Below are 18,056 nucleotides of genomic sequence, written 5' to 3'. Positions count from 1 at the left end.
GCTCCTCGCAATGACAATAATAAAACATTATGTCAGAAAATAAAGACAAAATCGTATTAGACCTTGAAACCAAAAAAACTTTTGATGAAGTGGGTGGTCAGCACAATCGTCATCTTTTGGGCGTATCAGTGGTGGGCGTCTATTCTTATAATCGCAACGGATACAGGGCTTTCAAAGAAGAGGAATTTGGTGAGCTTTTGGAATTACTCAAAAATACCGAGTTAGTTATTGGTTTTAATAGTAAGAGTTTTGATTTTACAGTGCTTCAGCCATATTTCAAGGATTTTAATTTGAGCACTATCGGGCACCTGGACATTTTAGAAGAGGTAGTCTTTGCTCTTGGGCATCGTCTCAAGCTGGAAACAGTTGCTCAGAGTACTTTGGGTTATGGTAAGTCAGGCGCAGGATTGGATGCTATATTTTATTATAGGCAAGGTGATTGGGACAGCCTTATAAAATATTGTTTGGATGATGTGAAGGTAACCAAAGAAGTTTATGATTATGGCAAGGAGCATGGCTATATTTGGTACACCAATGCTGGGCGCAAAGAAAAAATAGTAGCTCGCTGGTCCAATGGCAATGGTAAGACAGTCCCTGACAAGATAGTAGCTGCCTTGAAAAATGGTGATCAATTAGAAATTGAATATATGGATGACAAAGGTAAAACTACTATCAGAAAAATTGATATTCAAAGAATTGATGGCAATAAGATAAAAGCGCACTGTCATCTAAGAGACGCGGTCAGAATATTTGATGTGGATAAAATAAAAACTGCCAAAGTGGCCGGCAAGATGGGTTCTTGGCAAAATACATTATTGTAGAAATATCGCCAATAGGGCGGTCGCACTCATAAGTGGTTGGCAGAAGAGTTTATTGTGATGGTTTATCAGCTGTATTCCAAAGCCACAAAAATAATTGTTTCATAAGGCCTGATAATTCTTTACTCTCAATAATAAAAGCATAATTTTCATTATGTGAGGCAACGACTGATATTTTATCAGCGTATATTTGAATTAAAGTATCGCATTTTATTTTTGGCGGCAAAAAGCGGATTTGTCGCATCAGTTTTTCATCAGAGCCGTAAAATTCCCACTCTTTGGTTTTGTCGGCTGTTGTTTCAATTGAACGCAAAGCATAGCGCCAAATTTTATTCTTTACTCTTTTTTCTGTAAAATGTTTGCTGTAGGTTTTCCCAAAAACAGTTAGGATTTCTTGGATGGGGGAAAAAGTATAGACAATGTCATTTTGTAAAGTTAAGATATCTGCAAAAACTTTTTTCTTGCCATCTAGACCCTCATAAAATTTCAGGCGAGGTTTAAATTTTGGAGAGGTAAATATTCCTAATAATTCTGGCAGAATATTTTCTGTGGCTGTTTTTTTATTTTCCAGCATTCTTATTAAGGCGCTTGGATGTAGAGCAATAAATTTTTTGACCTTGCCCTCAACATTTTCTGCTAAACCATCACTAATCAACTCTTCCAAGATTTTATAGACAGTAGATCTTACTATGCCAGATTTGGCGGCGATGGCGCCAGCTGGTGCAGTACCAAGGGATAATAAAGCCTGATATACTCTGGCTTTATTATCATCAAAACCAATATTTTTTAAAGTTGTAGCTATATTCATACAATATTATTATTTTATGTAGATATTTTATTGACTAATATTAGATAATATTTTGATAAATTATATAATTTTTGTATTTTTATGACAATTATGTTTTATAGTATAGACAAATTTATAAATTGTCAATATATTAGATAGTTAGTGTCCCTTAAACCAACACCAGCCTCATAAAGGAGAACAGCCATGCCGAAGTCACTTTTTAACCTAGTGTTGACTTTTGTTGCTGTGGTCGTGGAAAACTTACCCACGATGTCCAGTCAAGAGATGGAGGTCTACGTCAGTAAACCAGAAAAACTCCGTGCTATTTTGCGCAAAGCCTTTGGGTTTTCCCCAGTATTGTGTCGAGTAAAGCTCGGCACGGGTCTTAAGACAAGTCGTGATTTCTATCAAGCCTTTGCTGAAAAAGGCATGAAGGTTGATCGTGTAGGCGGTGCTATGTTGGACCAGACTGACATTGAGATTCTTGATCAGCCCATGGAGGTCAATGTTGTTGCTCCGACTGTGGCAGAACTCGGCTTCAAGGATGGCGCGCGCTACCCCGACATCTGCCAACGCGGTCTGGAGTTGGGTTACGGTCTATGTCCGTTTGAGCTTGGTCCCCAATTGCGTTTGCAACATTATGGACATTGGAACGAATGGCTTTACTTGGCTATGGAACCTGTCAAACTCAGAGTTAGTGGCGATCTGGTCATTTTTTGCATCCACCCTGATGCTGCATCCACCAATTTCCTTGTGGGCAAGCATATTGGCTCCAAGAATGATGAGTTTTTTGCTGGCGACAGACAAATAGTGTTTGTTTGTCATCGGTGATACTTGTCATCAGGCTTCTTCTATAGCCCCAGCAGTCTTAGTAAAGACTGGTTGGGGCTTTTTTTATCCAGCTTCAGCTAGTTTGACAGTATTATAAAGTAGCATAGCCACGGTCATTGGTCCGACGCCACCTGGTACCGGAGTGATAAATTTTACTTTATCAAACACCGCACTATAATCGACATCACCGACAACATAATTGTTGTCGATTTTATTTGTACCGATATCTATGACTATGGAATCATTTTTTACCATATCTTCTTTTATAAAAAAAGCTTTGCCACAAGAAACTATCAGAATATCAGCCTGACTGGTTTTGGCACCTAGGTTTTTGTCATCAGGCATTATTTGTTGGACTTTTATTTTTCTATCTTCCAAGATTTTTATCATTGGCCCGGCAAAGACAGTACTTTTGGAAACTATGACAGCTGTTTTGTTTTCTAGATTTTGATTAGTGTGCTCCAATATTCTCAAAACTCCCAAGGGCAATCCAGGCGTGATTAAAGCCTTGTCATTTAAAAAGTCTTTGATATTGTCTGGATGAAAACCATCTACATCTTTTTTGGGATCAATAGCTTTGATAATTGTGTCGGTATCCAAATGTTTTGGTAAGGGCAGTTGGACAAGTATGGCATCTACACTAGTGTCTTTGTTTAAAAAATCTATTACTTCCAAGACTTTTTCTTGGCTACTGTCAGCTTCCAAAAGGTATTCATGAAAATCAATACCAACATCTTGCGAGGCTTTTTTCTTTTTGGATACATAAAGCTGACTAGCTGGATCAGAACCAACTAAAATCACTGCCAAACTGGGCTTCAATTTTTTGGCGCATATTTCTTGTTTAATTTCCTGCCTAATTTTTTCTGCCAGTTTTTGGCCGTCAATTATTTTGTCCATAGTTTTTCGTATTTGTCATTGCGAGGAGAGAGCGTAGCGAACGACGAAGCAATCTAAAAGTTTGGATTACTTCACTACGTTCGTAATGACAATTGGTTTACAATTCTGGGTAAAGCTCAAATTTTTTCATCAATTCCGTGACCTTTGTTTTATTTTCCTCTCTGGCTTGTTTAGATTTTAGAGTGTCAATAATAATATCAGAGATTATCTCTATATCTTTTTCTTTTAATCCACGGGTAGTAAGAGCAGCGGTTCCTAGTCTGATGCCTGACGGATCAAAAGGTGTCCGCGGGTCGTAAGGTATCATATTTTTGTTGGTAAAAATATGGATTTTATCAAGAAGTGTTTCAGCTTCTTTGCCGCTGAGACCGACTGTGGTGACATCAATCATCAAAAGATGATTGTCAGTGCCACCTGAGACCATGCGGATATCAGCTTCACGGAATTTATTTTCTAGGACTTTACAATTTTTTAGTATTTGACTTTGGTAGTCTTTAAAAGATGGTTCTAAGGCTTCTTTGAAGGCCACAGCTTTGGCAGCAATGATATGTTCCAAGGGTCCACCTTGCATACCAGGGAAAACTGCCGAGTCAATTTTTTGGGCCAGATTCTTTTTGTCATCAGGGTGCAGTCGGTCTTCAATTTTGGAAAGTATCATCGCGCCTCTGGGACCGCGCAATGTTTTGTGAGTGGTGGTAGTCACTACATCGGCATAAGGAATTGGATCGGGATGTAATCCAACAGCTACCAGTCCGGCAATATGAGCCATGTCTACCATTAGGTAGGCGCCAACCTCATCAGCAATGTTTTTGAATTTGTCAAAATCAATTTTTCTAGAATAAGCTGAAGCTCCAGCCAAGATTATTTTTGGTTTATGTTCTCTGGCCAATTTAGTAACCTCGTCAAAATCTATTAACTCGGTTTTTTTGTCTACTCCGTAATGGACAAAATTGTAAAATTTGCCGGAAAAATTGACCGGATGCCCATGGGTCAAATGTCCGCCGTGAGCCAGTGAAAATCCTAAAATAGTATCACCCAAATCAGTCAAGGCAAAATAAGCTGCTAGATTGGCTGGACTTCCAGCATGAGGCTGGACATTGGCGTGCTCGGCTCCAAATAATTTTTTGGCTCTATCAATGGCTAGTTGTTCAGATTGATCTATAAATTCATTGCCACCATAGTATCTTTTATTCGGATAACCTTCAGAGTATTTGTTGGTCAGGACTGAACCAGCGGCTTCTAGTACAGCAGGCGAGACAAAATTTTCCGAGGCAATCATCTCAGCACCCTGTCTTTGGCGTCTCAATTCTTGTTGAAGTATTTTGGCAATTTGTGGATCGTTTTTTTCTATATTTGTCATTTTATTGGGTATTAATTACGTTATTCACCCAGCACCTTTTTTAAAAAAGGTGCTGGGTTTAGTTTACCCCGTTAAATAATTTTAAGCAACACTTAAAATTAAACTCAAATTCTTTGAGTTTATTTAACGGGGTAAAGTACATTATAAACGATAGGCAATATTTTTTTATAAAGTTTAATAGAGCCGGTCGCCCGCTTCTGCATTTGCAGAGCGAGGCGACCGGCTATTTGCTTGTGGCTGCTTATGGCCGCCACTCGCCAGTCAGGTAGGAATCGAGAGCGGCCAGAGGAACCAGCCAGCCTTTGGCGGTCTTGATCACATCATCGTTACGGCGAGCCATCCGAGCTACTAAACGTCTGGCCTGTCGTGGCGATTTGCCGATGTAGCGAGCGGCTCGCTTGGTGGGAATTGGCGTTTGAAACAGATGCCAGGCTTTCCTGATGATAGGCTCAATCTCCGAGCGACGAAATCCTCGGCTTTCAGCCAGCTGGACCAGGTCCAGACTCTCAGCAGTGATGCCATGACCCTGGCGGATAGCCCGGAGGATGGGCAGGCAGACATCAGCGGCCAGGCGTACTTCCCTGTCCGAAAACAGGTCTCTGGAGGCACGCACCTCGATGTTCTTGATCAGTCCGTCCTTTTGGTCAAGCGGGAGTTTTTCGAACCAACCTAGGTTGAGTTCATATTCCATGTCATGACTCCTTTTCTAGTTTGGGGAGTTTTTCTAAAAAGCGAGCGCGCAGAACATTGGGAATAGTGTAGTCGGTGACACCTAATCTATCGAGCAAGGCTCGAAAGTCTGGGTTGTCTCTGGGTACTACACCATTATTTTCTAAGACCGGGATCAAGTAGCTGTTTTCGGGCTTTCCTTCCTCTATTAGTATAGCCAAGAATTTGGCTAGTGTTTCAGGAGAGTCAAAGTCCACCCCTAGTTTTCCATCAGACCTGTGCAGGCTGATAGAGTGTCTGGAAGTGTTCAATTTTAGCCTCCTTGTTGTGAGAAAGACAGTTGTTTAAAGATCTTTTATTGTATTTAATTATATTTAGTTTATTTTGTCAAAGTCTTGGTCATATAGGTGCCCTCCAGACGATAGCCTAATTTGCGGTAATAATTTCTTACTCCTATTCCTGATATGACCGCTACTTTATTGAGGCCGTGGGAGTGGGTGATTTTTTCTGCTTCGGCCATCAAGCGTTTGCCCAGTCCCAGGTGTTGGGTTTGAGATATTTCTTCGTCAGATTTTTCATCATAAGTTGGTATCATTTGTCCATAGACATGTAGCTCCCTGACTAGACTGGCATTTTTTAATTCGGCAAATATATTTTTTTCTGGATTTTTATTAAACCTTAGACGCAGGAAAGCATAGACTTTTTTATGGTCTTTACTTTCAAAACTCAAAAATATTTCTTGTCCTTGGGAAGCGGCAAATTCTCTTTTTACCAAAACAGCTTTGTCTACATCTTTGGTATCACCGCGTACTTCACGGCAACGCAAACACTGACAAGATTGACCTCGCTTTTTTAGTTCCGCCTGTAGATATTGACGCAGGTTGGTGATTTTGTTGCCGGCAATAATACTTTCTTCAGGTATGTCTCTTATTAGGCGATTAATTCTTATCCAAGGAGGTGTTATTTTTTTTATTTTCAAAAGAAGATCAAGTAATTCTTTTGGGCTGTAAGGTTTGTATTTGCCTTTTTTGTACCATTGGTATAGGGGGGCATACTCATTTACTACACAAGGATATATTTTGATTTGGTCAGGTTGTAGGTCAGGAGAGTTATAGACATACTCAAACATTTTCAGATCTTTGGCTGGAGTAGAACCAGGTAAGTCGGGCATATAGTGATGGTCTACCTTGAAGCCGGCCTCTTTGAGCATACGAGTAGCCTTTATGCTTTGCTCTATTGGATGGTCGCGTTGTATGAGATCAAGTATTTTATTATCAGTGTGCTGGACACCAATTTGCATACGAGTAGCTCCGAGCATGCGTAGTCTTTTTATTTCTTGAGTAGTGATGTGGTCTGGTCTGGTTTCCAGTGTCAGGCCGATTATTTTGTAACGAGCCTTTTCATTTATTTTTTGTTCAGCTTTGAGTGAGCGAGCTTTCCTTTTATTTTTTTTGTTAACCTGTCCTGAGCTTGCCGAACGGAAAACATTGGCCGCATAAAAAAGGTCACGGATAAATGAAGTTTGATATTTTTTTGGATAAGCTGACCAGGTTTCTCCCAAGACTATTATTTCAATTTTATCTACTTGGTGGCCGTTGTTTTGCAAAGCTTGGATTCTCATGTTCACCTGTCTGATAGGATCAAAAAAATTACGTTTGGCACGTTGAGCCGCTGGTTCATTGGACAAATAGCTTTTGGGCATACCAGGCTCAAGTGGGCAATAGATGCATCTGCCTGGGCAATGGTATGGCCTGGTAAGGACGGTAATGACTGATACACCAGATAGTGTGCGGACAGCCCTCTTGGTCAGTAGTTGTTCAAGTTTTTTATTTTCTTTTATAATACCCTTTTTAATCAAATCTTTATATGTTACAATAAGTTTAGATTTTGCTTCTGGGGCAATAGAGTGTTTGGAAAAAACAGTTCTCAGGTCTCGGACAAAATCAAGATTATGGGAATAGTTTTTCTTGTTTAATTCCAGCACAACGTCTTTTAATATTTTATTTATATTTTTTGGCATGAAAAGTGAAAAAGTAAAAAGTCATCTTAAAAACGTATATAACGAAGTAGCCCGTGATTTTAATCATACTAGAGTTTATCCTTGGCAAGAGTTACAAGTCTTTATACCATATATAAAAGATAACTTCAAGATTTTAGACCTGGGTTGCGGTAATGGACGACTTTTAAAATCTATACAACCAGCCAATATAAAATTTAATTATCTAGGGGTTGATTTTAGCGAAAATTTGGTTGCGGAAGCCAGAAAACAACACCCCGACACTAGATTTATAGTAGCTGATATGGTGGATTTGAATTTTGAGCCCGGCACTTTTGATATGATTTTTATGATAGCCTCTTTTCATCACATCCCTAGTAGAAGAGAGCGCTTGGAGCTACTTTTTAAAATAAATCGTTGGCTCAAGCCGGGGGGCTATCTTTTTATGACCAATTGGAATCTATGGCAAAAAAAATATCTCAAATATTCTTTAGAAAAATTTTGGTCCAAGCATTCCTGGAATGATTTTTTTATTCCTTGGCGCTCTGATAAAAATAATATACAGTGGCGATACTATCACAGTTTTACTACCGGTGAGTTGGTTTATCTTTTAAAAGTGACTCATTTTGATCTTCAGCCAGAGGGAGTCTATAAGACCAAATATAATATAAATGCTTTTGTTCAGAAGACAAAGTAAAAGGCAGTCCTACACCGTGACGGTGTAGGACTTTTTTAAAAACTAAAAAATTGTATTTTTAGGGGCTATTTGCTAAAATGTAGGGACATAATTAGTAATAAAACAACTATGTTTAAACACGTAAAATTAGTCATTTTTTCACTGCTTTTGGCTTTGCCTTTGTCAGCCTTAGCTTTTGCCGGGCAAAGTGGTGAAGTAGTCACTCTGGCCAAAGATAAGGTCATAAACACAAACTACTATGCTGCCGGTAATTCCATAGAAATTTATGGTACTGTAAATGGTGACATTTTTGTAGCTGGTGACACAATCACTATTGATTCAGAAAATATAAATGGTGATATTTTTGTAGCTGGAAACAATATATCCATAAAAGGCAAGATAAATGGATCTATCAGAGCAGTCGGACAAAGAGTAGATGTGTCGGGTGAAGTTAGTGGCAATGCCATGGCTCTGGGACAAAATTTTAGGGTTGATAGTAATGGTAAAGTATTGGGCCATGTTACATTTTTTGGTCAGATGGTTTCTATTGTCGGAGAAATTGGTAGACTAGAAGGTGCTATGGAAAAAGCTTCTATCAGCGGCAAGGTTATAAATGATGTAGATGTATATCTTTCTGGTACGCCAGCCAACAATCCTTTGCAACTGAGTGAAGGAGCCAATGTAGGAGGAAATCTTTATTATCAGTCTTTGAGCAAATTAAATATAAATAAAGATTTTGTAGTAGGTGATATTTCTTTTAATAAAATAGTAAAAGAAAAGGATAGGTTTTTGGATAAAGCTGGAATTTTTGGCATGATAGTTAAATTTTTTGGGATGATAGTAGTCGGTATGATAGGTATTTATCTATGGCCACGTGTTTTTTCAGATGCTTACAATAGAACCAAAAAACACAGTGTCCGAACACTCTTGAAAGGTATTTTGCTTTTAGTAGTTACTCCTTTAGCTTGTTTGCTAATCGCTATTACTGTCATTGGGCTGCCTTTAGCAATGATTATAATGGGTGCTTGGTTGATTGGTCTTTATTTGGCTCAAGTAATGGGTGCTTGGCTTTTGGGTAATACAGTCAAAGAAAGATTGTTGAAAAAATATAAATGGTCGCCTTTGGGACTTATATCTTTTGGCGCCTTGCTTTATATCTTGATTGGCAAGATTCCTCTGGTTGGATTTTTCTTTATTATGATAGTTTATATTATTGCTTGGGGTAATTTTGCTTATTTATTTAAAATTAACAAAGAACACAAATAAATGTCTTATCTAGAAAACATTGATACTAGTATTTTCAAGTCATACGATTTCCGTGGTATTTATCCTTCGCAGATGAATGAACAGGCTATCAATTTGATTGCCCAGGCTTATATTAAATTTTTGTCAGATAAATTGGGCAAGCCCATAAAAGATTTGAAGATGGTGGTTTGTTATGACTGCAGAAAATCATCTCAAGCATTGTTTGATGAAGCAGTAAAAATATTTTTGGAGTATGGAGTGACTATAGATAATATTGGTATGCAGTCTATCAATGATTATTATTTTGCTGTCGGCAGGTACAAATACGACGGTGGTTTTTTTGCCACCGCTTCTCACAATCCGCCAGAATATGGCGGTTGCAAATTGGCTTATGCTAATATTGAATATGCAGATAGTATTGATTTTCTTTCGGGTAAAGAAATACTACAGTATATGCAGGAGTTGGATTTCCCGTTGGCTGATGAAAAGGTGCCAGGAAAAATTGGCAAAAAAGATATTTTGGCCGATCATTTGGCACATGTTATGTCTTTTGTAGATGTCAAAAAAATCAAGCCGCTTAAGGTGGTAGTTGATGTAGGTAATGGCATGAATGGGCAAATGGTAGAGGAGATTTTTAAACAGTTGCCTGGTGAGCTTACTTTGATGTTCAAAGAACCGGATGGAAATTTCCCCAACCGAGCGCCAAATCCACTGACTGCTGGAGCACCAGATAAGTTGGCCGCCAAGATAAAAGAAATCGGAGCAGACTTTGGTTTTATTTGTGATGTAGATGGCGATAGGGTCAATCTCCTGGATGAGAAAGGTAAACTTTATAAAGGTGATATGACACTTATCCCAATGATAAAACCGATGTTGGAAAACAATCCGGGGGCTGGTATTGTTTACAATCTTATTAGCACTCATTCGGTTAAAGATTTGATAAGTAAATGGGGCGGTAGGCCAATCAGAAGTGAGGTGGGTTATTTGAATCTGGCTCGCCATATGCGAGAAGAGCAGGGTATTATGAGTGGCGAGGTGTCAGCCCACTTTGCATTTAGAGACAATTATTATGCTGATAATGCTTTTATTGCTATGGTACTCATTTTGCAGGCAATATCACAAGACGGGCGCTTGATATCAGAAATAATGAAAGATTATAACCTATATTACAAGAGTAATGAGCTCAATTTTGTGGTAAACAATATTGAAATAGAGTTGGAAAAATTTAGAAACACCTATAAAGAAAACATTATAGATGAAATTGATGGAATTACCGTAGAATTCAAAGATTGGTGGTTCAATGTCCGTCCTTCCAATACCGAACCACTTCTTCGTCTGACAGTAGAGGCAGACTCTCCAGATATCTTGGCTGAAAAAGTAAAAGAGTTAGAGAGCTTGATAGATTTTTCAGAAAGAAAACAATAATAATTAACATAAAATATTATGCCATTTTTAATTTTTTTGATTGTCTTTGCCATATTTTTGGTATTGATTTCTATCAGGCAAGTCAATCAGTATGAAAGAGGAATAAAATTTATTTTAGGTCGATACTTATGTACTGTTGAGCCTGGGTGGCGTATTGTCTGGCCGATTTTTCAAAGCATGCATAAAGTAGATATTAGGGTAAAAGCAGTTGATGTACCTGATCAGGATGCCATTACCAAAGATAATGTCACGGTCAATGTGAATGCAGTTTTGTACTATAAAGTAATTGCTGTTGAAAAAGCTTTTTTGGAAGTAGAAGATTTTTTCTATGCCACCAGCCAATTGGCTCAAACAACTATGCGTGATGTAGTCGGCGAAGTATCCCTTGATGAGTTGCTTGGCAAACGTGATCAAATCTCTAATCGTATTCAACAGATTGTTGATGCCGCTACCGATCCTTGGGGAATCAAAATAGTTTCTGTTGATCTCAAACACATTGAATTACCAAAGGACATGCAGAGGACAATTGCTAAGCAGGCCGAAGCTGAGCGTGAAAAACGAGCGGTAATTATCAAAGCTGAGGGAGAGGTGATTGCTGCTGAAAATATGGCTAAGGCAGCCAAAACTCTAGCTGGCGCACAAGGCGCTTTACATCTGAGGACTTTGCAATCTATCAATGATTTGTCATCAGATCAATCAAACACCGTGGTATTTGCTCTACCGTTGGAAGTGTTAAGGGCTTTTGAAGGAATGGCCAATAAAAAATAATAAATGATTGGAGTATTTGATTCTGGCTACGGAGGCCTGACAATATTTAAAGATATTGAAAAAAAATTGCCTCAGTACGATTATATATATTTGGGTGATAATGCTAGGGCTCCTTATGGAGATAAAAGCCAGGCTGTGATTTTTAAATACGCCAAAGAAGCCATAGATTATTTATTTTCACAAGGTTGCAGCCTTATTATTTTTGCTTGCAATACTGCTTCTGCTATGGCGCTGCGCCGCATCCAACAGGAATATTTGCCTCAAAAATATCCTGACAAAAATGTCTTGGGAGTTATCAGGCCACTGGCAGAAGCTGTCGGCGAGCTAAGTAAAAATCGTAAAGTAGCGGTCATGGGTACCACCAGCACCATAGAATCAAAGGCTTATGTGCATGAATTTGCTAATCTTGATCCAAATATAAAAGTATTTCAACAAGCTTGCCCCTTGCTTGTGCCGTTGATAGAGGAGTCGCGTGAAGATCAGCCTGAAACCAAAATGGCTGTAACTGAATATGTCAGACCCCTGAAAAAAGAAAATCCAGATATAGTAGTTTTGGGCTGTACACATTATGGATTTTTACACGACATTATTGCCCGCAATTTTGGATTGGAAGTAAAAATATTGGACAGCGGTCAGGTAGTCGCTGACAAGCTGGCTGAGTATCTCAAACGGCACAGTCAATATGCCAAGACAAGCAAAGATCCAAAAAGAATATTTTTGACTACCAATAGTAGTGAAAAATTTAATAAGGCCGCTGAAAAATTTTTGGGTCGCAAGATAGAATCACAGACAATAAAATTAAATTAAAAGCTAAAATAAAAATATATGAAAAATAAAGTGACAATTATAGGAGCCGGTATGGTAGGCTCTACTACGGCTTATAGTCTGGTGGTCCAAGATATTGCCGAGGAGATTGCTTTGGTTGATGTCAACAAAAAATTGGCCAAAGCTCAGGTAATGGATTTGCAGCACGCCGCTCCTTTTACTAGAAATACAAATATCAAAGTGGGTACCTATAGTGACTGCAAAGATAGTGGTGTGGTTGTGATTACCTGTGGAGCTGCTCAAAAACCAGGTGAAACTCGTCTGGATTTGATTAGCAAAAATACCAAAATAATAAGAGACATAGTTCCTCAGGTTTTTAAGGCCAATCCAAAGGCCGTGATACTTATGATTACCAATCCCGTAGATGTTTTGACATATATGGCTATAAAAATGTTTCCCAACAAGAAAAATCAAATAATTGGTAGTGGTACTACTCTTGATACAGCTAGATTTAGGCATCTTTTAAGTGACAAACTCAATATAAGTACTCAGAGTATTCATGCTTATATCATGGGAGAGCATGGTGATAGTGAATTCCCAGTTTGGAGTAGTGCCAGACTTGGCAATATCAGCCTTGATACTTATAAGCGTCTTAGCACAAAAGACAAGGAGGATATATTTACCAAAGCCAAAAATGCCGCTTATGCTATTATTGCCGGTAAGCAATCTACCTATTACGGGATTGGTTCGGCTGCCGCTAATATAATCATGTCAATTTTACATGACAAGCGTATGGTCTTACCCGTGTCTCACTTGATAGAAAATGTTTATGGTGTAAAAGATGTTTGTTTGAGTACACCAGTGATATTGGGCCGGCATGGTGTGATGGGTCAGTTGCCCCTAGACCTTTCCAAAGAGGAAAAAGCTAGTTTTATCAAATCAGCCAAAGTGCTAAAAAAAGCCATTAAGTCTGTAAATTAACCCCTCCGCCCTTTGGGCACCTCCCCTTAACAGGGGAGGTTTTTAGATAACAAAAAATACCCCTCTTTAACTTTATTTAATATTAAGTAACCAATTGATATTGGTATATATTTATTATTGACAAAATTTGTAATCTGTAGCAATATTATTTATTACTTCGGAATAGGCCGGGGTAAGTACCTAAAACATCAATGAAAGGAAGCTGATCATGAGCAAGAAGCAAGTGATCGGTAGCTTACCGGGCAAGGTGCTTGGTTTGCTGGCAGACCTGATGCACAAACTACGGCATGGTGTTATAACCGTGCGTGAGCTGGAGCTTTTCCTTCAGCGTCAGGATCCTTTCGCCATCACCGATATCGGTGGCGAGTGGGAAGAGTTCTACCGCAAGTACTTCCGGCTCGTGGTGGACTTCTACGGAGTCACTATCGCTCTCAATCCCGGCGACTTTGACCGCGTCATTTTCATCCCCAAGGGATTGAAGCTCAACGATGTGCTCGAGGCCATCCGCAAGCAGTTCCCGGCCTGGAGCCACGAGGACAACCTGGACAAGGACATCGTCGAGAACATCCGCCAGTCGGATAAGAGCTACGCGATTCGTCTGCGCGAGCGGGTGGAGGCCGACGAGGAACTCAAGAGCCTTTCGGCTAACCAGCTGAAACAGCAGGGCGTCAACGCCATTACCCTGCTTGAGCGTCTGGTGCTCGAGCTCAAGTACTGGTCGGAAACTGGTCAGCATCTGGATGTCAGCAACATCACCATGTGCGCTGGTTCGTACGACCGCGATGGCGGCGTGCTGGGCGTCAGGTGGGATGCTGACGGCGGCAGGCTCCACATCATCGACTGGTTCAGTCCTAACGGTGCCGGTGGCATTGTGCGCGCCCGCCAGGTAATTTCCTAACACTTTCAACTTTCATCTCTTTCCCTTGAGCTGAAGTAGAAGTGTGCAACTCGCCCCGTGTGTCAAACATTTGACACCCGGGGCTTTCTTTTTGTATAAAAAATGACCTTCGAGGTTGAACCAACCTCGAAGGTCATTTTTATATTATCTAATACCAATTAATTTTCTGATGGTCGACATATTTTTGCTGGCGATTTTTTGAGCCCTCTTTGCTCCATCATCTAGTATTTTGTTTACCTTGGCTGGATTTTTTTCTAATATTAATATTTTTTTCTGAATAGGCTCTAGGAATTTTAGGACAGATATTGTCAGTTCATCTTTTAGCTGAGAGTTCATAAGTTTTCTAGCAGAAAAGTCTTTGGTCATTTGGGTATGTTTTTTCTTGTCGCCAAAGTAGCTATATAGTTCTAGTAGATTTTTTGTGCCCTGTTCGTCGCTAACTGCTTTTTTTATTTTTTTGCTTATTGTGTCTCGGCTATCTCTGATAGCAATATAACTGGCTTCGCCTAGAGATTTGCTCATTTTTTTGTCAGGATTATTTAAAGACATAACTCTTTTGGCGGGAGAAAGGACTGCCTGGGCTTCGGGGAAATATTGGCCAAAGCGGTTATTAAATTTTTTGGCAATGATGCGTGTCAATTCTACATGCTGTATCTGGTCTTCGCCAACCGGGACAGCCTCGGCTTTGTAAAGTAATATATCAGCTGCTTGTAAGACTGGATAATCAAATAACCCGGCATTAATATTACTAGACTGCTCTTTGGCTTTGTCTTTGAATTGAGTCATTCTTTCCAGTTCAGATACAGGCGTAATACAATTAAATATCCAAGCCAGTTCAGTGTGCTCAGCTACTTTGGACTGCTGAAATAAAATTGATTTTTTTGGGTCAATGCCCAGAGCAATTAGATCTACTGCCAAATCAAAAATGTTTTTTCGTATTTCTTGGGCTGTGATATTGGAACTCAAAGCATGCAAGTCAACAATTGAAAAAATACAGTTATATTTTTTTTGTAACTCTACCCAATTTTTGATAGCTCCTAGATAATTGCCCAAGTGCAGATTGCCAGTTGGCTGGATGCCGGAAAATAATGTTTTCATAATTGTTTGTCAGGCTGAATATGTTTCAGCGGCTAGTTTTTATTAATATGAGATTTTTACGCTATTAATTATATTTTATCTTAAATATAGCCTAAAGGCAAATATAGTTTTTGGATAAAAATAAGCGGCTCGGTGACTTGCGTCACCGAGCCGTGATGTCTGGTTGCCGTCTAGATTTCGAGAAGCCAGGCGGCCCAAACTTCGTTAGTATTGGCCAGGTTGACCGTGATAAAGATCTTGTTGGTGCCGAAGTATGCTGTCCGGCCCAAACTATAGACCGCGCCCCAAAACCAACGGGGTTTGGCACTATCGGCGAACAGGTTGTTGCCAATCACTCCCAGAGGAAAATCTCCCCAGAAGAGTTGCTCACGCAGGAGCGAATTGTCTTGCAGGCTGTTGTAGCGGGCAAGTTGTCCAAGTCGATAGCCTATCCAAGTGAGTTGACCCAGTTGGATTTTAGTGTCCAGTTCTAGGTCATAGTAAGCCCAGACTTCGTGGTCATCGACGATAGCAAAGCTCGGTCCCAGGCCAAATTCACATTTCTTGAGGATCTTGTAGGGGTTTGACCCCATACGGAAGAGCAAGTTGGTCTGGACGCCAGGCACGGCCCAGAGGTGGATCATGGAGTGGTCACTGACATACTTGTCGGCGAAGATGATGACTGGCGAATCCGCGTGCATCTCGATGCCGACCGAGTCTCCAGCCAGGGTAGGCATGGAAATGGACAGAAAGATCAGGGTAGTGAGAATCAAGAACTTCATTGTATTCCTCCAGTTTAGGGATGGTCTGACAGGTCTACGACTTATCCAATCTCAAAACAGGCTAATATAGCTTATTATATTTTTTTTGTCAATTATAATAATAAAACACCCGTCCGGTCTCCAACCCGACGGGTGTTTTTAAGTTTAAATTTGTTTAGACTTCTATGATAACTGGTAAGACCATCGGACGACGTTTTGTCTTTTGAAAAATAAATTGTCCCAACTCGTTTCTCAGAGCTTCTTTGACGTAGACATCATTTATCTTGCCGTTGGTTTTGTTGTGTTCATTTATGATGTTTTTTATTTTAGTTCGGATGGCCTCTATCATTTCTTTGTTTTCCCTCATATAGATAAAACCACGCGATATTATATCAGGCGAGTGAACTAGCTTGCCAGTTTTGCTTGAAACTGTGGCAATCACTACTACCATACCATCGGCTGCCATCATTTGACGGTCGCGTAGTACAATGTGTGATACATCACCAACTCCCAGACCGTCTACAAACACATATTCAGACGGTACTTTTTCTTTGAGTAGCTTACCATTTCTTTGGCTGTCAAATTCTATGACTTGCCCATTGTCGGGTACAAATATTCTATTTAGAGGAATGCCGGCTCTCTGGGCAATCTTAGCATGGATTTTTAAGAAAGAGTGATTTCCATAGACAGGGATATGGTACATTGGTTGGACCATCTTTATCATATCAAACAAATCTTCTTGTTTGGCATGACCACCGGCATGGACATCCATCATTTTATAGTGGATGACCTCGGCTCCTTTTCTGTATAGACTATCTTTTAATCTTTGGACAGACCTTTCGTTGCCAGGTATAACAGACGATGAAAAGACAATAGTGTCACCTTGTTCTACATGGAGTTTTTTGTGCTCACCGGTAGCAATACGCATAAGCACAGCATTGTCTTCACCCTGAGCGCCAGTACACATAATAATAATGTTATTATCCGGATAGTCTTTCATGTCCTTGAGTTGGATGATGGTGCCTTTTTTGACTTTCATATAGCCCAGTTGTTGGGCCAGCTCTACGTTTCTTTTCATAGAAAATCCTTCTATGACTACTTTTTTATTTATTTTTTCTGCAGCCCAGAGGATTTGTTGGATACGTCCGAGAAGTGAGGCAAAGGTACCAACTATGATACGTCCTTTGGCTTGTTTTAGTATCTCATCAATGTTTGTCTGGATATCTCCTTCAGTCAGCTGACGGCCAACTTCTGGGGCATTAGTTGAGTCTGCCATTAGGGCTAGGACATTTTGACGTCCCAAAGCTTTTATTTTGGCGATTTCAGTCGGAGCATCTCCTGATGCCTTGGCATCAATTTTAAAATCTCCGGTGTGTAGCACCTTGCCAATTGGAGTTTCCAAAACTACACCTACTGACCCTGGGATGTTGTGACTGACTCCAAAAAATGAAGCTTTGAATTTTCCCAAAACCAGTTTGCTGTTAGTATCAATAGATTTTAACTTGAGCGGTGGATTGCCCCTATAGTCTTCCTGTCTTTTGGCAATTATGCCTAGAGTTAGAGGAGTGGCATAGATAGTTGGGTTGCCCAATTTGGGTATCAAATGAGGTATAGCTCCAATGTGGTCATAGTGACCATGAGTAATAATGACTGCGCGGATATTTTTTTCTTTGCCTTTTAGATATTCTACATTAGGGATAATATAATCAATACCTGGCATATCTTCTTCAGGCCATTGCAATCCCATATCAACTATTACAATGTCGCTGCCATATTCAAAGACAGTCATGTTTCGTCCGACTTCTTCACAACCGCCAATAGGTATTATCCTTAGCTTGTTGCCAACAGAATGCATTGGGCTAGCTTTTTGGGTCTTTGGGTGATATTTTTTGTGGCTGCTTTTTTGGGCAGTATTCTTTCCTGGTGTATGGGTTCCCGATGCGCTCGGGTTGGCAACCAACTTTGAATTGTTTTTTGTGGTTGTTTTCTTGTTTCTGTTCTGATAATTTTTTCTAGCAGTATTTCTGCGATTAGATTTTTTTCTATTGGCAGAACTATCTGACAGTAGGCTATCAGTTGAATCTTTCATTTCTTTCATAACA

18 protein-coding genes are annotated in these 18,056 nt (G+C 39.8%); 9 read left to right on the top strand and 9 right to left on the bottom strand.

Annotated features, from left to right (window positions below; genetic code table 11):
• The first annotated feature begins 29 nt into the window (after window positions 1-29).
• Window positions 30-821 carry a ribonuclease H-like domain-containing protein gene (locus KKH39_00535; protein MBU1202523.1) on the top strand — a complete coding sequence of 264 codons (792 nt, stop codon included), beginning with the start codon at window positions 30-32 and terminating at the stop codon, window positions 819-821.
• A gap of 49 nt (window positions 822-870) precedes the next feature.
• On the opposite strand, the gene KKH39_00530 is transcribed toward KKH39_00535, so the two are convergent.
• Window positions 871-1,626 (bottom strand): helix-turn-helix domain-containing protein, encoded by a 756-nt coding sequence (locus tag KKH39_00530; GenBank protein MBU1202522.1) that lies wholly within the window; start codon window positions 1,624-1,626, stop codon window positions 871-873.
• A gap of 183 nt (window positions 1,627-1,809) precedes the next feature.
• On the opposite strand from KKH39_00530, the gene KKH39_00525 reads away from it, so the two are divergent.
• Window positions 1,810-2,436 (top strand): hypothetical protein, encoded by a 627-nt coding sequence (locus KKH39_00525; protein ID MBU1202521.1) that lies wholly within the window; start codon window positions 1,810-1,812, stop codon window positions 2,434-2,436.
• 63 nt (window positions 2,437-2,499) lie between these two features.
• On the opposite strand, the gene KKH39_00520 is transcribed toward KKH39_00525, so the two are convergent.
• The 5 genes from KKH39_00520 to KKH39_00500 all read right to left on the bottom strand — a co-directional run bounded on the left by KKH39_00520 (window position 2,500) and on the right by KKH39_00500 (window position 7,382).
• Complete coding sequence (locus tag KKH39_00520; GenBank protein MBU1202520.1) at window positions 2,500-3,333, bottom strand: bifunctional 5,10-methylenetetrahydrofolate dehydrogenase/5,10-methenyltetrahydrofolate cyclohydrolase; 834 nt, start codon at window positions 3,331-3,333, stop codon at window positions 2,500-2,502.
• Window positions 3,334-3,430: 97 nt separating this feature from the next.
• Window positions 3,431-4,693, bottom strand: a complete 1,263-nt coding sequence (locus tag KKH39_00515; protein ID MBU1202519.1) for a serine hydroxymethyltransferase — start codon at window positions 4,691-4,693, stop codon at window positions 3,431-3,433.
• Between the two features lie 241 nt (window positions 4,694-4,934).
• On the bottom strand, window positions 4,935-5,384 hold the full coding sequence (locus tag KKH39_00510) for a hypothetical protein (protein ID MBU1202518.1): 450 nt from the start codon (window positions 5,382-5,384) through the stop codon (window positions 4,935-4,937).
• Between the two features lies 1 nt (window position 5,385).
• Window positions 5,386-5,673 carry a hypothetical protein gene (locus tag KKH39_00505; GenBank protein MBU1202517.1) on the bottom strand — a complete coding sequence of 96 codons (288 nt, stop codon included), beginning with the start codon at window positions 5,671-5,673 and terminating at the stop codon, window positions 5,386-5,388.
• Window positions 5,674-5,741: 68 nt separating this feature from the next.
• Window positions 5,742-7,382, bottom strand: coding sequence for a tRNA uridine(34) 5-carboxymethylaminomethyl modification radical SAM/GNAT enzyme Elp3 (locus tag KKH39_00500; GenBank protein MBU1202516.1), 1,641 nt, complete (start codon window positions 7,380-7,382; stop codon window positions 5,742-5,744).
• Here KKH39_00500 and KKH39_00495 point away from each other — a divergent pair.
• The 7 genes from KKH39_00495 to KKH39_00465 all read left to right on the top strand — a co-directional run bounded on the left by KKH39_00495 (window position 7,381) and on the right by KKH39_00465 (window position 14,116).
• Window positions 7,381-8,055 carry a class I SAM-dependent methyltransferase gene (locus tag KKH39_00495; protein ID MBU1202515.1) on the top strand — a complete coding sequence of 225 codons (675 nt, stop codon included), beginning with the start codon at window positions 7,381-7,383 and terminating at the stop codon, window positions 8,053-8,055. The two genes, KKH39_00500 and KKH39_00495, sit on opposite strands and share 2 nt — an antisense overlap.
• Before the next feature lie 108 nt (window positions 8,056-8,163).
• The gene (locus KKH39_00490) at window positions 8,164-9,300 is read left to right on the top strand and encodes a hypothetical protein (protein MBU1202514.1); all 1,137 of its coding nucleotides are present in this window, start codon (window positions 8,164-8,166) and stop codon (window positions 9,298-9,300) included.
• Window positions 9,301-10,704 (top strand): phosphomannomutase/phosphoglucomutase, encoded by a 1,404-nt coding sequence (locus KKH39_00485; protein MBU1202513.1) that lies wholly within the window; start codon window positions 9,301-9,303, stop codon window positions 10,702-10,704. It begins immediately after the preceding gene.
• 18 nt (window positions 10,705-10,722) lie between these two features.
• A complete protein-coding gene (locus tag KKH39_00480) occupies window positions 10,723-11,472 on the top strand; it encodes a slipin family protein (GenBank protein MBU1202512.1) in 750 nt (249 codons plus the stop codon).
• A gap of 3 nt (window positions 11,473-11,475) precedes the next feature.
• Complete coding sequence (gene murI, locus KKH39_00475) at window positions 11,476-12,279, top strand: glutamate racemase (GenBank protein ID MBU1202511.1); 804 nt, start codon at window positions 11,476-11,478, stop codon at window positions 12,277-12,279.
• Window positions 12,280-12,297: 18 nt separating this feature from the next.
• Window positions 12,298-13,218, top strand: a complete 921-nt coding sequence (locus tag KKH39_00470) for an L-lactate dehydrogenase (protein MBU1202510.1) — start codon at window positions 12,298-12,300, stop codon at window positions 13,216-13,218.
• A gap of 208 nt (window positions 13,219-13,426) precedes the next feature.
• Window positions 13,427-14,116, top strand: a complete 690-nt coding sequence (locus KKH39_00465; protein ID MBU1202509.1) for a hypothetical protein — start codon at window positions 13,427-13,429, stop codon at window positions 14,114-14,116.
• Window positions 14,117-14,260: 144 nt separating this feature from the next.
• Here KKH39_00465 and trpS read toward each other — a convergent pair whose 3' ends face one another.
• From trpS to KKH39_00450, 3 genes are all read right to left on the bottom strand, one after another.
• Window positions 14,261-15,214 carry a tryptophan--tRNA ligase gene (gene trpS / locus KKH39_00460; protein ID MBU1202508.1) on the bottom strand — a complete coding sequence of 318 codons (954 nt, stop codon included), beginning with the start codon at window positions 15,212-15,214 and terminating at the stop codon, window positions 14,261-14,263.
• Between the two features lie 170 nt (window positions 15,215-15,384).
• Window positions 15,385-15,975 (bottom strand): hypothetical protein, encoded by a 591-nt coding sequence (locus KKH39_00455; protein ID MBU1202507.1) that lies wholly within the window; start codon window positions 15,973-15,975, stop codon window positions 15,385-15,387.
• Window positions 15,976-16,129: 154 nt separating this feature from the next.
• Window positions 16,130-18,052: a ribonuclease J gene (locus KKH39_00450; protein MBU1202506.1), complete on the bottom strand. Its 1,923-nt coding sequence runs from the start codon at window positions 18,050-18,052 to the stop codon at window positions 16,130-16,132.
• Window positions 18,053-18,056: the final 4 nt, after the last annotated feature.

It is taken from the genome of Patescibacteria group bacterium, from assembly GCA_018819405.1.
Lineage (GTDB): Bacteria > Patescibacteriota > Patescibacteriia > UBA1558 > GWA2-36-10 > XYD1-37-29.
Note: the sequence above shows the minus strand (reverse complement) of the source record. Positions and strands in the feature narration are given on the sequence as shown.

What these genes read in the sequence shown, in the direction of transcription:
- KKH39_00535 (MBU1202523.1), top strand. Translation starts at nt 30, where the DNA reads ATGTCAGAAAATAAAGACAAAATCGTATTAGACCTTGAAACCAAAAAA.
- KKH39_00530 (MBU1202522.1), bottom strand. Translation starts at nt 1,626, where the DNA reads ATGAATATAGCTACAACTTTAAAAAATATTGGTTTTGATGATAATAAA.
- KKH39_00525 (MBU1202521.1), top strand. Translation starts at nt 1,810, where the DNA reads ATGCCGAAGTCACTTTTTAACCTAGTGTTGACTTTTGTTGCTGTGGTC.
- KKH39_00520 (MBU1202520.1), bottom strand. Translation starts at nt 3,333, where the DNA reads ATGGACAAAATAATTGACGGCCAAAAACTGGCAGAAAAAATTAGGCAG.
- KKH39_00515 (MBU1202519.1), bottom strand. Translation starts at nt 4,693, where the DNA reads ATGACAAATATAGAAAAAAACGATCCACAAATTGCCAAAATACTTCAA.
- KKH39_00510 (MBU1202518.1), bottom strand. Translation starts at nt 5,384, where the DNA reads ATGGAATATGAACTCAACCTAGGTTGGTTCGAAAAACTCCCGCTTGAC.
- KKH39_00495 (MBU1202515.1), top strand. Translation starts at nt 7,381, where the DNA reads ATGAAAAGTGAAAAAGTAAAAAGTCATCTTAAAAACGTATATAACGAA.
- KKH39_00500 (MBU1202516.1), bottom strand. Translation starts at nt 7,382, where the DNA reads ATGCCAAAAAATATAAATAAAATATTAAAAGACGTTGTGCTGGAATTA.
- KKH39_00490 (MBU1202514.1), top strand. Translation starts at nt 8,164, where the DNA reads ATGTTTAAACACGTAAAATTAGTCATTTTTTCACTGCTTTTGGCTTTG.
- KKH39_00485 (MBU1202513.1), top strand. Translation starts at nt 9,301, where the DNA reads ATGTCTTATCTAGAAAACATTGATACTAGTATTTTCAAGTCATACGAT.
- KKH39_00480 (MBU1202512.1), top strand. Translation starts at nt 10,723, where the DNA reads ATGCCATTTTTAATTTTTTTGATTGTCTTTGCCATATTTTTGGTATTG.
- murI (MBU1202511.1), top strand. Translation starts at nt 11,476, where the DNA reads ATGATTGGAGTATTTGATTCTGGCTACGGAGGCCTGACAATATTTAAA.
- KKH39_00470 (MBU1202510.1), top strand. Translation starts at nt 12,298, where the DNA reads ATGAAAAATAAAGTGACAATTATAGGAGCCGGTATGGTAGGCTCTACT.
- KKH39_00465 (MBU1202509.1), top strand. Translation starts at nt 13,427, where the DNA reads ATGAGCAAGAAGCAAGTGATCGGTAGCTTACCGGGCAAGGTGCTTGGT.
- trpS (MBU1202508.1), bottom strand. Translation starts at nt 15,214, where the DNA reads ATGAAAACATTATTTTCCGGCATCCAGCCAACTGGCAATCTGCACTTG.
- KKH39_00455 (MBU1202507.1), bottom strand. Translation starts at nt 15,975, where the DNA reads ATGAAGTTCTTGATTCTCACTACCCTGATCTTTCTGTCCATTTCCATG.
- KKH39_00450 (MBU1202506.1), bottom strand. Translation starts at nt 18,052, where the DNA reads ATGAAAGAAATGAAAGATTCAACTGATAGCCTACTGTCAGATAGTTCT.